Genomic DNA, 15,379 nt, shown 5'->3' with positions numbered 1-15,379 from the left:
ATTTAATCCCTATTTAGTACTTTTAGAGCTTTAAATCAGGATATGAAATATTTCGCAGTTTTCTTTTTTACATTACTATCTACAATTGGTTTTGCGCAAGACAGTGAGTCTACAGTACCCCAAAGAGTGTCTGGTTACATTATTAACGACAATAGCAAACAACCACTTGCCAATGTTAATATCATCAACACAAACAAGGTTCGAGGTGCAAAATCTGATGCTAAAGGATATTTTGAGATAGATGTTCAGTTAAACGATACCATTCACTTTTCGATTTTAGGATTTCAATCTTTAAGAATCAGGGTAACGAATGACTGGATAAAAAATAAAGTAACAAGAATTCAGCTTACTGAAAAAGCAATTGCTCTTGAGGAAGTTATTATCGCTCCTTTTAACTTAACAGGTTATCTTGAGGTCGATTCAAAATTAATTCCTACAAAAGAAAACTATCGTTACAGCATTTCAGGTCTTACACAAGGTTATGAAGCAGGTGAATATTCTCCAAATGCTTTTGGAAAAGTTTTAGGATCCATCTTTAATCCCGCCGATGTACTTTATGGTTTCTTTGGAAAAAATGGAAAAGAACTGAGGAAGCTAAAGGAAATGAGAAAAGATGATACTGTTCGAAATCTGCTGGAATCAAAATACGATCGCGAAACTGTATCAGTATTACTAGGAATTAGCAAAGATGAAATTCCTGAAATTTTACAGCGATGCAACTACTCAGAAGCCTTTATACAATCAGCAAACGATTTACAGATCATGGACGCTATTAATGGTTGTTACGAACAATATAAGGTCCTGAAACGAAATTAAATTTTACATTTAAACCTATATTTAAATCCTCAATTTTATAAATTGGGGATTTTTTTATTCCTTTAGGATTTTAAAAACCTTACATTTACCATTATCAATAACACAAACAAAATCAAGATATTATGGCAAAAAGTCAAGACGCTAAAAAAACAGCAAAAAAAGAACCGTTAAAAACGGCTAAAGAAAAGAAGGAAGAAAAAAGAGAGAAGAAAAATTCTCCCAAAAGAGATTAAGTTTTCAGTCTCAGTTTGCAGTCTCAGTTTGCAGTTCCTTAAAAACTGAATACCGAGACTGCGACTGAATACTGTGACTTATTATTTAACCGGAATATTAGAAAGGATTTCTAACACAAATTTCCAATATTTTTGAGCCGAAGAAATACTCGCTCTTTCATCTGGTGAATGTGCACCGTGAATTGTTGGTCCAAAAGAAATCATATCCATGTCAGGATAATTTGTTCCTAAAATTCCACATTCTAAACCTGCATGACAAGCTACTACTTTTGGCTTTTCGTTATTTTGTTTTTCATAGATTCCAACCAAAGTATCTAATATTTCAGAATTTACATTTGGAGTCCAACCTGGATAAGAACCTGATAATTCTACTTCGCAACCTACCAATTCAAAAGCAGAACGTAATGCATTTGCTAAATCAAATTTTGAAGTTTCTACAGATGAACGCGTCAAACATCCAATAGATATCTCTCCGTCTTTTACAATAACACGAGCAATATTATTTGAAGTTTCAACTAAATCTTCCATATCAGCACTCATTCTGTACACTCCGTTATGAGCTGCATAAATCGCGCGAATAATTCCTTCCTGAACTCCTAAATCCATTACTTTCTCTGGCAAATCGCATTTTACGATTTCTATAGTAAGGTTTGGTTCTGTCGTTTTATACTCGGCTTTAATATCATTGATGATTTCCTGCATATCAAAAATATACGCTTCATCAAACATTTCAGAAATAATAACTTTTGCAACACTTTCTCTCGGAATTGCATTTCTTAAACTTCCACCATTAATTTCAACTACTTGCAAACCAAAGTTTTCAAAAGCATCAAATAACAAACGGTTCATAATTTTATTAGCGTTTCCTAAACCTTTATGAATATCCATTCCTGAATGACCACCATTAAGCCCTTTTACGGTAATAATATGTCCAACTGATCCTTCCGGAACTTCTTCTTCATTATAAGTTCTTGTAGCTGTTACATCGATTCCACCGGCACAACCTATATCAATTTCATCATCTTCTTCTGTGTCTAAATTCAAAAGAATCTGACCTTGAAGAATTCCTCCTTTTAAATTTAAAGCTCCTGTCATTCCGGTTTCTTCATCAATAGTAAACAAAGCTTCGATCGCAGGATGAGGAATGTCTTTACTTTCTAAAATGGCCATAATTGTTGCTACTCCCAGCCCGTTGTCAGCCCCAAGTGTAGTACCACGCGCACGAACCCAGTCACCATCAACATACATGTCGATTCCTTGTTTGTCAAAATCAAAAACAGTATCTGCATTTTTCTGGTGCACCATATCAAGATGCCCTTGCATAACGATTGCTTTACGATTTTCCATTCCCGGAGTTGCCGGTTTTCTGATGATTACATTTCGAATTTCGTCTTCAAAAGTTTCTAAACCTAAGCTGTTTCCAAAGTCTTTCATAAACTCGATCACACGTTCTTCTTTCTTTGACGGACGCGGAACTGCATTTAAATCAGCGAATTTATTCCATAGCGCTTTAGGTTCCAGATTTCTTATTTCCTGACTCATTATATTTTGTTTGAAGTTTAACAATTAAGAATGTCAAAGTTACAAAGTTTATCTTTTTTTTCGCCACAAATTTCTCGAATTAGCACTAATTATCATCTTTAAAATCAAATTCCACAAATGCAATTCTTTTTTAGTTATAATAATTGTATTTATATTTACGTATCCAAAAATTGTACTGTGAAATCAAAATACATTCTTCCCCTATTTCTATTAGTTCAAATCATCTTTTTAAGAATCCTTAGATATTTTCCAGATTATGTCGAAGGCTTTTACAGCAACAATTTATATGTTAGAATTTCGCACTTCTCAAGAAGTATTTTAGGCAAAATTCCATTTTCTGTGGGCGACTGCATTTATGCGATTTTAATTTTATCTATAATAGGATGGTTTTGGAAAATACGAAAAACATGGAGAACTGACTGGAAAGATCATCTCCTAAAAATTTTAGGAAAATTTTCTGTCTTTTACTTTTTCTTCCATTTTCTGTGGGCTTTTAATTATTACAGAGAGCCTCTTTTTGAAAAAATGGAAATCAAAAGAGAATATACTGATGCCGATTTATTGGCTTTTACAAAGAAATTAATTCTGAAAACGAATGAAATTCAGCTTCAGATCACTAAAAACGACAGCGCTAAAGTCGTTTTTCCTTATACGCAGACAGAAGCTTTTAAAATGAATTTAAACGGTTATGAAAATCTGGCTAAAGAATATTCGTATTTTAATTATCAAATCTCAAGCATCAAAAAGTCCCTTTTCAGTGTGCCTTTAACTTATATGGGTTTTGGAGGATATTTAAATCCTTTTACTAACGAAGCTCAGGTAAATTATTTATTGCCAATGTACAATTTCCCACTTACAAGTTGTCATGAAATGGCACATCAAATGGGATTTGCCAGCGAAAGCGAATGTAATTTTATTGGCATTTTAGCCACATTAAATAATGATAATTTATATTATAAGTATTCAGGATACAGTTTTATGCTTAGATATTGCCTTGGAATATTACAGGCAAAAAACGAGAAAGTATTTCTGCAATTAAAGAAAACGGTGAATGTCGGAATTTTAAAAAATTACAAGGAAAGTCAGGATTTCTGGAAACAATACGATACTTTTATAGATGAAGGTTTTCATATTTTTTATGATAACTTCTTAAAAACAAACAATCAAAAAGACGGCATCGAAGGCTATAGTAAATTCATCGATTTGACGATTAATTATTACAGAACAAGAGATTTATAGTTCCAACAACCAATTTAAAGATTAAAATCTGCTTAATTTGTGGCAAAAAAAATAAAATTATTGTAACAAAAGTGATTTCAACACTACTAATACTTTTATGAGCGAAAATCTAGAACAGTTATTTGTTGCGCAATTGCAGGCAAATCAGAATATAATCCACAAGATTTGTAGATTATATACTGCCGGCGAAGACGCTCACAAAGACTTGTTTCAGGAAATTACCATTCAGTTATGGAAAGCTTATCCAAAATTTAGGGGCGATAGTAAATTTTCGACCTGGACGTATCGCGTTGCCTTAAATACCGCCATTACCTTATATCGAAAAACCAAACGAACCGTATCAACTGTTGAGTACGAAAGTCATCAGCATTTTATAAAAGATGTAGATTACAATTATGAAGAGGAAGAACAGATAAAATTGATGTACAAAGCCGTTTATCAGCTTAATGACATCGAAAAAGCATTAGTTTTTATGTATTTAGAAGACAAAGATTATCAGGAAATAGCCGAAACTCTCGGAATTAGCGAAGTGAATGCACGTGTGAAAATGAACAGAATTAAAGGGAAACTTAAAAAAATATTAAATCCTTAAATTATTATGAAAGAACTGGATTTATTAAAAAAAGACTGGAAAAAGAACTCGGATTCTTTTCAACAAATTTCTGAAACAGAGATCTACAAAATGATTCACAAACAATCTTCTTCAACCGTGAAGTGGATTTTAGTGATCAGCATTTTGGAGTTTACATTATGGTCGTTATCTAACTTATTTATCAATACGGATGATTTGTTGCGAAAAATGAATCATCCTGAAATTGTATTGGCTCTGGATATTTTAACCTATTTCAATTATGTAGTCGTTCTCTTTTTTGTGATTAATTTTTATAGAAATTATAAAACAATTTCAACAACTGTCGCTACAAAAACATTAATGAGTACCATTTTAAGAACCCGAAAAATAGTTCAGTATTACGTATGGTATAATTTAGGAATGCTGGTTGTTATCTCTATATTCAGCTATTTCATCACCTTTGTTTATAATCCTGATATGAGCTTTTTAAGAGATAAATTAGCCGCAGACGGAAAAGCAATGTTCTTTACTGTGGGAATTTTAATCCTCACAATACTAGGCTTATTGGGTATATTCTGGTGTATTTACAGATTGATCTACGGAACGTTATTACGAAGATTATATGCTAATTATAAGGAATTGAAGAAAATTGATTTTTAATAAGGTACAAAGTTGCAAAGGTGCAGAGGTTTCTTTTTTTGAGTTGCTAAGATGCTAAGGTACTAAGATTCTGAGTTTTTTTTCTAAACTTGAAACCTGAAACATAAAAACAAACAAAAACTTAAAAACTAATGTTCACTTTCTGATGCTTTATAACTCCATCTTCTCATTTCGTTAAGTTCTTCCTCGGCTTTAATTTCTTCGGCTGGAATTACTTTTAAAAATGACGGATGCTGCTCAATAGCATATTCAACTTTTTCTACGATTTCTTCGATAGTATCGTTTTCATAATCAATATCAAGAGGTTCTTTGATGATGAAAGATTGCAGAATTCCTTTTTTCTTCATTCGTAATCCTTTTTTGTCAAATGAACGACGGAAGCCATCAATAACAATAGGAATTACAATTGGTCTGTGTTGTTTTATAATATGTGCTGTTCCTTTACGAACTGGTTTAAACGATTTTGTGGTTCCTTGCGGAAACGTAATTACCCAGCCATCTTCAAGCGCAATTCTAATATTTTCAGTATCATTTGGGTTTACATCGCGTTTTTCTGTAACATCAACACCTTTTGATCGCCATGTTCTCTCGACCGTAATAGCACCAACATACGCTAAAATTCTTGGTAACAAACCGGCTTGCATCGTTTCTTTTGCCGCTACATAATAAATATTCATCTTGGGCTGCCATAGATAACCAATGTTCTTAATAGTATCCTGACGTCCGCTTAAACTTGCGTTAAACACATGAAACATCGCCACAACATCGGCAAAATAAGTTTGATGGTTCGATATAAACAAAACATTTGTATCAGGAAGCGTTTTAATAATTTCAGATCCTTCAATCTGTAAATCATTAAAACCTCTATATCTTCGATGAGTCATGGCCCCCAAAATACGGATTAACCATTTCTTGATGAATAATATATGTCCGAAAGGATTTCGTTTAAACAATCCCATAGCTGTTTATTGTATTTTTATGTAGAACGCAAACATACAAAAATTATTCTTTTAGCAGAACTATAAAGCAATTTCGGAAATAAATTGTTATTATAATGAATATCAAATTGTTAAATTTCTACTTTTCCGAATTTAATTCAAAAGCAATTTTCAAAACATCCCTCAATTCACTTAAAATCATAGCGGTTGCCCCCCAAACAATATGATTTTGAATATTAAATGCAGGAACTGAAGCGTTATTAGCATAAGAAGTTGACAACGTGGCTTCGACAATAATTTCGTCATTTAAAAATACAGACAAAGGCAATTCTATAATATCAGCCACTTCTCTGATATCCGGATAAAATAAAAGTTCTTCTTTCGCAATTCCCAAAAACGGATGTACCAAAAAATTACTTGGCGGAATATACATTGGTGTAAAATGCTTCACCACCTCTATTTTCTCCGGAGAAACACCTACCTCTTCATGAGTTTCTCTAAGAGCTGTTTCCTCGTAGTTTAAATCGGTGGTTTCGTATTTTCCTCCGGGAAAAGCAATTTGCGAAGAATGAACTCCGTTATAAGCATTCCGAACGATTAGTACCAGATGAGTTTTTCCATTTTTTGGATAAAACAACATCATTACAGCAGCAATTCTTGGATTTTCTATTTTTAAATCTAAATTCTTTAAGGCTTCTATGCGCTCTTTTGGAGCCATTTTTATATGTGAGGCGACTGCCGGTAGCGTTACTGGAATTAAATTAGGAACATATTGCAAAAAATCTTGAAAATCCATATTCAAAGTTTATTTTTGTATTTTCAAATAAAATATAAATATAGTTTAGAAAACGCGTTTCTACAAGCTTTCTAAAATCAAAGCCATAAAAATGTACAGTAAAGAAGAATCACAACGAATGAAAAGAGAGTTTTGGGTGGCTTTCGCCGAAAAATATCCACGCAAATGGGTATTATATGACACCAAGATTAAAGATTTCTCTTTTAAATTTTTTGTAGACAATAAAAAAGCACAGGTTTTAATTGATATCGAACAAAGAAGCGATGAAAAACGTACTGCTTATTTTGAAAAATTAGAAGCTTTAAAAAACATTCTGGAAGAGGAATTTATTAAAGATCTGGTTTTCGAAAAAAATTACACGCTTGAAAGCGGCAAAACCATTAGCCGAATCTGGACCGAAATACAAGGTGTAGGTTTCAGTAACCGCAATAATTGGGACATTATTTTTGATTTCTTTTTCGAAAAAATGAATGCTCTTGAAATGTTTTATCTCGAGTATGATGATTTTATTAAGGATATTGATTCTTAGAGAAAGGTACTAAGGTGCTGAGATGTTAAGGCTCTAAGTTTTACAACAAACCTGACAGATTTTAGAATTTGTCGGGTTTGTTTTTAGTTCTAATTTAAAGATTAATTATAGATATCAAACCTTACATTCCCCTTTTCATCATAATTTAATTTCCAAGTTCTTTCACTTTTAGAAATAATACTATTATCTATATTTTTTCCAATTTTTTGATACTTAGCAAAATTATTTTTTGACAAGGACCTTAAATAAGTATCTTCAAAAATAACAAGCTTTTTTAATGGATTTACCGCATTATCATAACCACTAAAAATTTCGACATTTCTATAATTATAATTTTTTCTATCATACATTTTAGTTACAATACTATCTAAATTTCCTGCTGGGTTATAATAATATTGAGCAGATTCATTTTGCATTTTATCATTTCCTTTTTTAGTAGCAATGATTTGATTTGCATCATTATAAAAATATACAATTGTATCATTTTTTATAACATCACCGGCACTATAAATATATCGTTTAGCCATTCGTTCCTGATTATCAAAAACAATTGTTCTGTTATAAGCATATAATTGAAATTCTTTTGAAGTAGTTTTCAGGGTAATTTTGGCCTCATTTTTTGTATAATCTATATCCTCAAATATTTCATCACTGAATTTGCCAATAATATTTGAATCAGAACCGTACCATAAAACCTTTCCTGTTTTTTTTACCACTCTTTGATTTTTATCGTATGTAAGTTTTACTAATTCATTGGAAGTTGTTGCCAAAGCATTTGTATTATGAAACATATAATCAAAGTGGTATTTTTCAATACTATCTGATGTAATAGGGTTTGAACTATCATCATTCGAACAACTGTATAAACCAGTTAAAAAGAAAAAATAAAAAAGGTAGTTTTTTTTCATAATTGTAAAATATAAAATGATTTAAGTAAATAACAGCAACTATTAAACGCTAAAAATATTATAAACAATAATATGATTATCATAGTTTATATAAAGCTGTTTACGGTAATCTTGTTTTTTGCGGGTAATAATAGAAAGTTTACATTCTCGACCGTCATTATCTTTACACATAAAAGAATAAACAATATCAGTATCATTTTCTTCGCGTTCGATATAATCCAGAATCTTAAAAAGCTGTATTTCCTGAGAATAGACTACAATTCTATGTTTGTTAGTATCGAGAACAACTGATAGATTGACCAAATCAAGATTCGACCACTCACCCCATTTTCCTCTTTCATTTTTTTCTAAGACACTAAATCCTGAAGTTTTAAATTGATAAGTCTGGCTGTAAGCTTGTTGCAAACAAAGTCCTAAAAATAGTAGTAATATATAGGTGCGGATAGAATTCATATTGTATTTGATGCAGATAATTAAAACTCAAATTTAGCCTTTTCCTGACGAGCAATTTCGAATTCGGTGATCATTTCTTCAATAATTTGCTTTGCGGGTAATATTTCATGAATTAATCCTGCAATTTGTCCAATTTCAAGTTCTCCTTCTTCAAGATCACCCTCAAACATTCCTTTTTTCGCTCTTGCTTTGCCTAGAAGTTGTACTAAATCTTCTTTGGATGGGCATTTTTCATATAAATCCTGAACATCATTATAAAACTTATTTTTAATCAAGCGAACCGGAGCCAATTCTTTCAATGTCAATTGTGTATCACCTTCTTTTATACTAACTATCGTTTCTTTAAAATTATTGTGCGATGAAGATTCTATCGATGCCGCAAAACGACTCCCAACCTGAACACCATCTGCACCCAGAATCATTGTAGCAAGCATTCCGCGTCCGGTTGCAATTCCTCCAGCGGCAATAATCGGGATCTGAATTTTTTCTTTCACCATAGGGATCAGTGTTAATGTTGTCGTTTCATCACGTCCGTTGTGTCCGCCTGCTTCAAAACCTTCTGCAACAATAGCATCAACTCCGGCTTCTTGTGCTTTTAAAGCAAAAACACTACTACTCACGACGTGTACAACTGTAATTCCTTTTTCCTTTAAAAAAGAAGTCCATGTTTTTGGATTTCCTGCCGAAGTAAAAACGATTTTCACGCCTTCTTCGATCACGATATTCATGATTTCTTCGATATTCGGATATAACATCGGAATATTAACACCAAAAGGTTTATCAGTCGCTTTTTTGCATTTTTGAATGTGCTCTCTTAAAACTTCCGGATACATAGATCCGGCTCCAATCAAGCCCAAACCTCCGGCATTACTTACTGCCGAAGCTAATTTATAACCACTATTCCAGATCATTCCGCCTTGAATAATTGGATATTTTATATTAAAAAGTTGTGTAATTTTATTCATTCAAAAATGTAATTATTGTTTGATAATCTTTCCTGTTTTGTGTACGCCATCCGCATCAAAAGTATAAAAATAGAGTCCACTTTTTAGCGCTTCTACAGAAAGAATCGGGTTTTGATTTGTAATTTGTTTTTCAATTATTTTTTGACCTAAAACAGAATAAACTGAAATGGAAGCTGTACTACTTTCAAACAAAAACGAAACTGTAGTTTGCGCCGGATTAGGATATACAGAAAAAGCAGAAATTGATGTTTTGTGATCTTCAACACCTAAAGTAGATCCGAAATTTGGAATTCCATAACCATAATTATTATCTGGATTTGAATATCGATCAGAAGATCGAATTACCATTTCTCTAATTTCCTTATTAGTTTTAGACGGAAAAGCCTGCCATAAACAAGCAATCATTCCGGCCATAATCGGGCATGAAAATGAAGTACCATTTGTAGTACCAATATTTCCCGAAGTATCTGAAACTACAGCAGAAGTTCCTAATGCCATAACATCAGGTTTTATTCTGCCATCGTAACTTGGTCCTATAGAACTAAAACTGGATTTTGTTTTCGAAACTGTTACGCCGCCAACCGCAATTACCGAAACTGCATCTGCCGGTCCGCCAATATGAGGTTCTGCCTTAGTTCCTTCATTTCCTGCCGAAGCCACTACAACAATCCCTTTGCTAAAAGCAATTTCTGCACCACGCGAAATAAAATTCGTCGAGCCATTCATATCGCTGTAAGTATGCGTATAATTTGGATTATCAAACTCAAAATACCCTAAAGAAGTCGTAATAATATCAACTCCCAAAGCATCTGCTTTTTCGGCTGCTTCAACCCAATACGCCTCTTCTACAGGATTCTCTGTAGGATCATATTCCGTAATAAACAAATAATAAGATGCATCGGGAGCGGTACCAATTAAGGCATTTTCTTTATAACCACCCATTGTTGACAGTACCATTGTGCCGTGATCATCGCCTGTGTAGAAATTATCATTTCTATTCACAAAATCATAACCGCCTAATATTTGATTATTGTCAATCAATTTTTTGAAAGGCTGAGCAGTATTTACACCCGGAAAACCAGCATCAAGAACCGCGATTATTTTTCCTGAACCTGTGTAGTTTTGTTGATGCAAAACCTGACCGTTCAGCATTTGGATTTGATTTGCCGAAGATCCGTAATTATAATCGATTGTAGTTTTTAGTTTATCCTTTGATTGAGCAACCTGATTTTCTGAAACTTTTTTAGAAGTTGTATTCAAACTTTTATTTGCAAAAACGACTTTATCTACAAATGCTAACGTTTTTAGAGACAAAATATTAGTTTGAGTTCCCCGAATATGAAGTGCATTCAACCATTTAGATTGCGCCATTACTGTAATACCTGCACTAGATTTTACCTGATTTAGATAAGAGGTTTCTACAGGAATATCCGTAAGATTTAAAGCAATATTTTGATTGGTTCTTCGATCTAATGCACGCTGCGAAAGCATTTCTAACGGAGCGTTAAAAAAGTGCTGTGCATTTGGTTTATCCTTAAAATAAACCCATGCATCTTCCTGCGAAAACATCACAGAAGAAATCACCAATAAAAGAAACGTAAAATAACACTTCATAGTTTACTTTTTTAAAAGGCAAAACCTTTGTAAAAAAGTATAAAGCTAAGAAATTACTCCCGAACCAACTAATTCATTATCGAAATACCAGGCCGCGAACTGACCCTCAGTAATTGCAGATTGCGGTTCATCAAACTGAACGTACATTCCGTCTTCGAATTGGTGTAAAGTTGCTTTTTGTAAAGGCTGACGGTAACGAATTCTCGCCATTACTTCCATTGTTTCACCCACTTTTAAAGTCATATCAGTACGAATCCAGTGTACTTCAGATTTTTCTATAAACAACGCTTTTTTAAACAAACCAGGATGCTGACTTGTTAAACCGGTATAAATAGTATTGGTTTCAACGTCTGTAGCAATAATAAACAACGGATCTGTTGTTCCGCCTACGTTCAATCCTTTTCGCTGTCCTACCGTAAAATAATGCGCCCCTTGGTGTTTACCAACAACCTTACCCATCGTTGGAAGATAGTCACGCTTTTTAGCTTCTAATTTTAATTCTTCCTGCAACGATAATCCAGCAGGTTTTTCGATAGCATAAATAGGATCGTTTTTATCAATTTGAACAATTTTACCGTCTTTAGGCTGCAATTTTTGTTGCAAAAATTCCGGTAAACGAACTTTACCAATAAAGCATAATCCTTGAGAATCTTTCTTTTCAGCAGTTACCAAATCCATTTCAGCAGCGATTTCGCGTACTTCCGGTTTGGTTAAAGCACCAATTGGAAACAATGATTTTGCCAATTGATCTTGCGACAACTGACATAAAAAATACGATTGATCTTTATTATTATCTTCACCGGCAATCAATTGATAAACGGGTTTTCCGTCTACTTCGATTTCACTTTTTTGACAATAATGTCCCGTTGCTACATAATCAGCACCAAGACTTAAAGCAATTTTCATGAAAACATCAAATTTGATCTCACGGTTACAAAGTACGTCAGGATTTGGAGTTCTCCCTTTTTCGTATTCGTTGAACATATAATCAACGATTTTTTCTTTGTATTCTTCGCTTAAATCGACAGTTTGAAACGGTATTCCGAGTTTTTCAGCTACTAATAAAGCATCATTACTATCCTCTAACCAAGGACATTCATTAGATATAGTAACCGAATCATCGTGCCAGTTTTTCATAAAAAGCCCAATAACTTCGTATCCTTGTTGTTGCAATAAATAAGCAGCAACACTCGAATCTACTCCACCAGAAAGTCCAACAACTACACGTTTCATTCTAAATCGTTTATATTTTTACAAGGGTGCAAAGATAAGTCCTATTTTTGATAATTGTGGTAGTTTTGATTAGTTTATATAATGCCGCAGTAGATAAAACTTATTGCTTTTTTTAATTACTTTTAAGAACCAAAAAAAATCCATGCAAAAATACATCTGCAGTTTTATTTTTCTTTTTGTCATAACTTCTTTGAGCGCACAAAGATACAGCTCTTCTTTGCCTAATTCTGAAGCCTATAAAGCTTTTAGAGGCAAGCCTTTATCTGATAAATTTTCGAATATCGAATCTGTAAAAATCATTTATGATCTCAAACAGCAAAAAATGTACTACTTCAACAGTAGCCTGATTTTATTACATTATGATTTTGTTTCAGGGTACTTAGGTTATAGTCAGGATCTGGATATTTTTAACAATAATAATTATAGCGATACCGAAAAAGACAGAAATTATTTATTGGGAAATCTCAACCACATTAAAGGAACTGACAAATGGATTTTTGAATTGGCCGCTTCTGATCATATGCCTATTCCGTTAATTGAACGTTTTTATTATTTAATTGTAAAATCGACTTTTATTGGTTCTAATTTAAAATTTTACTTGAACAATCCCCAACAAATGGAATGGTTTCAGCAAAATCTATTTAAAATTCCGTGCGTAAAATCAAATTACATTTTTGATGAAATTAAATATCAGGAAGTAGTTTCCGGAAGCGCTATTGGTATTCTAAAACAATATAAACTAAAGGATCTGGAAAAGGTAAAACCAAATGCTGATGAAATTATCATTGTAGACGGAACGCCCGATATTTTGCCCAATGTAAGAGGAATTATTGTAAACGAACTCCAAACTCCTTTGAGCCATTTAGTGCTTTTAGGCAAGAATAGAAAGATTCCTATAATGGCATACACGAATGTTTTAAAGGATAATAACATTCAAAAATTACTATCTAAAAAAGTAGAATTAAAGATTAAAGTCGATACTTTTTACCTGAAAGAAAGTGGTAAGAAAATAATTCCGAAAGTAATTTCCAAAAAGAAAAAACTAATCATTGATAATTCTGTCACTGAACTTGTAGACTTAAATAAAATACCTAAAAACGGAATCAATTATATTGGTGCTAAGGCGCAAAATATGTCTTATCTGATCGCAATTTCAAAACAAATTTCGTTTAAAACTCCTGAAAATGCTCATGCTATTCCGTTTTACTATTACACAAAACACATTCAAAAAACTTCAATTTCTCCTTTAATTACAGAACTTTTAAATTATCCGCATAAAGACTCGACTGTCTGGGTCAATCATCAATTAAAAAAGATACGCGACGCTATTAAAAAAGAAACCATAGATCCCGAATTAATTGCCAAACTAAACACTGCTTTTAAAAACGCAACGTTTAAAAACTTCAGGTTTCGATCCTCTACCAATGCCGAGGATTTAGATAATTTTAATGGCGCCGGATTATACGATTCTAAAACCGGAATTATGGGAGACAGTATTAAAACTTTCGAAAAAGCCATTAAACAAGTTTGGGCAAGCGTCTGGAACGAAGCATCGTACAACGAACGGGAACTTTTTGGTATTGATCAGCAGAATATTGCTATGGGCGTTTTAGTTCATCGCTCCTTTCCTGATGAACTGGCAAATGGTGTTGTCATTACAAAAAATATATTTAGGAAAAACTTCTCCGGTATTACCGTGAATGTTCAAAAAGGAGAAAATTCAGTTGTAAAACCTGAAAAAGGAGAAATCTGCGAGCAATTTGTCGCTTATCACTTTAATACCGGATTAGACGAAACTGATTTTGATGTCGATTATACTTCGAACTCTAACTTAAACAATAATGAGCCGTTATTGAGCCGAAAAGAAATGAGCAGGCTTTTTCGCGTAAGTAAAACTATTGAAGAAAAAATGTACCGCTATTGGCGAAAAAACAGATATCATCCGGTTGATATTGAATTTAAAATCGTGGGAGAAAACAGAGATTTATATATTAAACAGGTACGGCCTTTTAATGAATAAAAAATGATAGGGATTCAATCGCTAAATAATTTTTTACAAAAGACAAATTCCTGTAAGATTATAGAAACCTTGCAAGAATCAAAAGTTGGGATGTGCCTTTAGGCACTAAATGTTGGTAAAAATTAGATTGGTAAAAATATTGGCGTGCCATAGGTACGCAACAAAATAGTAACCATTGCGTACCTACGGCACGCTAAACTCCTTCCCAATCCTGTTTTCTACCAATATTTAGTGCCTAACAGCACAAATTCCTGAATTTTAACGTCGATTAGTATAAATTAAAATGGTTTAATAATAGACTAAAAGATCGATTTCATTAGAAACGGTATTGATTAAAACGATTTTAAAATCAAAATCATCTACGTTTATTTTTTGCTGAATCGATTTTCGAATGTTTTGATGGTTTAAAGAAAAGTCACCTTCCAGTGGAATTTTCACATCGACTACATTCAAATATTTTGAGATTTTTTTACTGACTAAAATAGAAGCCGCAATATAAAACCCGATAATAATTAATTGAAAAAACAACAATACCTCGATTTTTTCATAGGGATACATGATATCTAAAATCGAAAGTGTAATCGTAGCAAAAAGAAAAATAATGGCGTTTACGGTAAAAGATTGTGTTCTAAATCTTAAGATCGAGAAGATCGCAAATAATCCGAATCCAATCCCAACTCCTATTTCGATTTTGGTAAACAAATAACAAAGTGAAAAAGTACAAAGTCCAACAATAACCATCAGCGGATTTATGGTTTCATTATCTTTTCTGTTAGAGAAAAAATACAAAACCAGAATTGAGAAAAACAATAATAAAAACCTTCCTATAAGTTCGTTTAAATCCATTGAATCAAAATATTAG

Annotated in this window: 15 protein-coding genes; 6 read left to right on the top strand and 9 right to left on the bottom strand. The window is 32.8% G+C overall.

Features of this window, described 5'->3' with window-relative positions:
• Positions 1 to 42: 42 nt before the first annotated feature.
• Positions 43 to 816: a carboxypeptidase-like regulatory domain-containing protein gene (locus tag L0669_RS12305; RefSeq protein ID WP_173972395.1), complete on the top strand. Its 774-nt coding sequence runs from the start codon at positions 43 to 45 to the stop codon at positions 814 to 816.
• Positions 817 to 1,130: 314 nt separating this feature from the next.
• Here the strand turns inward: L0669_RS12305 and L0669_RS12300 are convergent, their stop codons facing one another.
• The gene (locus tag L0669_RS12300; protein WP_173972396.1) at positions 1,131 to 2,591 is read right to left on the bottom strand and encodes an aminoacyl-histidine dipeptidase; all 1,461 of its coding nucleotides are present in this window, start codon (positions 2,589 to 2,591) and stop codon (positions 1,131 to 1,133) included.
• A gap of 177 nt (positions 2,592 to 2,768) precedes the next feature.
• Here L0669_RS12300 and L0669_RS12295 point away from each other — a divergent pair, with 177 nt between their 5' ends.
• The 3 genes from L0669_RS12295 (at position 2,769) to L0669_RS12285 (ending at position 5,061) form a co-directional block, all read left to right on the top strand.
• On the top strand, positions 2,769 to 3,830 hold the full coding sequence (locus L0669_RS12295) for a DUF3810 domain-containing protein (protein ID WP_263763850.1): 1,062 nt from the start codon (positions 2,769 to 2,771) through the stop codon (positions 3,828 to 3,830).
• Positions 3,831 to 3,927: 97 nt separating this feature from the next.
• On the top strand, positions 3,928 to 4,422 hold the full coding sequence (locus L0669_RS12290) for an RNA polymerase sigma factor (protein WP_173972398.1): 495 nt from the start codon (positions 3,928 to 3,930) through the stop codon (positions 4,420 to 4,422).
• A 6-nt stretch (positions 4,423 to 4,428) separates the two neighbouring features.
• Positions 4,429 to 5,061: a hypothetical protein gene (locus tag L0669_RS12285; RefSeq protein WP_173972399.1), complete on the top strand. Its 633-nt coding sequence runs from the start codon at positions 4,429 to 4,431 to the stop codon at positions 5,059 to 5,061.
• A 128-nt stretch (positions 5,062 to 5,189) separates the two neighbouring features.
• Here the strand turns inward: L0669_RS12285 and L0669_RS12280 are convergent, their stop codons facing one another.
• Positions 5,190 to 6,020: a lysophospholipid acyltransferase family protein gene (locus L0669_RS12280; RefSeq protein ID WP_263763848.1), complete on the bottom strand. Its 831-nt coding sequence runs from the start codon at positions 6,018 to 6,020 to the stop codon at positions 5,190 to 5,192.
• Between the two features lie 118 nt (positions 6,021 to 6,138).
• Positions 6,139 to 6,795: an NUDIX hydrolase gene (locus tag L0669_RS12275; RefSeq protein WP_263763846.1), complete on the bottom strand. Its 657-nt coding sequence runs from the start codon at positions 6,793 to 6,795 to the stop codon at positions 6,139 to 6,141.
• Positions 6,796 to 6,886: 91 nt separating this feature from the next.
• On the opposite strand from L0669_RS12275, the gene L0669_RS12270 reads away from it, so the two are divergent.
• On the top strand, positions 6,887 to 7,324 hold the full coding sequence (locus L0669_RS12270; RefSeq protein ID WP_173972402.1) for a DUF4268 domain-containing protein: 438 nt from the start codon (positions 6,887 to 6,889) through the stop codon (positions 7,322 to 7,324).
• A gap of 101 nt (positions 7,325 to 7,425) precedes the next feature.
• Here L0669_RS12270 and L0669_RS12265 read toward each other — a convergent pair whose 3' ends face one another.
• Genes L0669_RS12265 through mnmA form a run of 5 tightly spaced genes read right to left on the bottom strand, consistent with a single transcriptional unit; the run spans position 7,426 to position 12,497 of the window.
• Positions 7,426 to 8,232: a hypothetical protein gene (locus L0669_RS12265; protein ID WP_263763844.1), complete on the bottom strand. Its 807-nt coding sequence runs from the start codon at positions 8,230 to 8,232 to the stop codon at positions 7,426 to 7,428.
• Positions 8,233 to 8,274: 42 nt separating this feature from the next.
• Positions 8,275 to 8,685 carry a hypothetical protein gene (locus L0669_RS12260; RefSeq protein ID WP_263763842.1) on the bottom strand — a complete coding sequence of 137 codons (411 nt, stop codon included), beginning with the start codon at positions 8,683 to 8,685 and terminating at the stop codon, positions 8,275 to 8,277.
• A 20-nt stretch (positions 8,686 to 8,705) separates the two neighbouring features.
• Complete coding sequence (locus L0669_RS12255) at positions 8,706 to 9,650, bottom strand: NAD(P)H-dependent flavin oxidoreductase (RefSeq protein WP_263763840.1); 945 nt, start codon at positions 9,648 to 9,650, stop codon at positions 8,706 to 8,708.
• Positions 9,651 to 9,662: 12 nt separating this feature from the next.
• Positions 9,663 to 11,264, bottom strand: coding sequence for a S8 family serine peptidase (locus tag L0669_RS12250; RefSeq protein WP_263763838.1), 1,602 nt, complete (start codon positions 11,262 to 11,264; stop codon positions 9,663 to 9,665).
• A gap of 45 nt (positions 11,265 to 11,309) precedes the next feature.
• Positions 11,310 to 12,497: a tRNA 2-thiouridine(34) synthase MnmA gene (mnmA, locus tag L0669_RS12245; protein WP_173972859.1), complete on the bottom strand. Its 1,188-nt coding sequence runs from the start codon at positions 12,495 to 12,497 to the stop codon at positions 11,310 to 11,312.
• A 142-nt stretch (positions 12,498 to 12,639) separates the two neighbouring features.
• Here mnmA and L0669_RS12240 point away from each other — a divergent pair, with 142 nt between their 5' ends.
• Positions 12,640 to 14,517 carry a PEP/pyruvate-binding domain-containing protein gene (locus tag L0669_RS12240; protein WP_263763836.1) on the top strand — a complete coding sequence of 626 codons (1,878 nt, stop codon included), beginning with the start codon at positions 12,640 to 12,642 and terminating at the stop codon, positions 14,515 to 14,517.
• A 288-nt stretch (positions 14,518 to 14,805) separates the two neighbouring features.
• Here the strand turns inward: L0669_RS12240 and L0669_RS12235 are convergent, their stop codons facing one another.
• Positions 14,806 to 15,363 (bottom strand): DUF4956 domain-containing protein, encoded by a 558-nt coding sequence (locus L0669_RS12235; protein WP_263763834.1) that lies wholly within the window; start codon positions 15,361 to 15,363, stop codon positions 14,806 to 14,808.
• Between the last annotated feature and the right edge of the window lie 16 nt (positions 15,364 to 15,379).

Source organism: Flavobacterium bizetiae, assembly GCF_024271895.1.
Lineage (GTDB): Bacteria > Bacteroidota > Bacteroidia > Flavobacteriales > Flavobacteriaceae > Flavobacterium > Flavobacterium bizetiae.
Note: the sequence above shows the minus strand (reverse complement) of the source record. Positions and strands in the feature narration are given on the sequence as shown.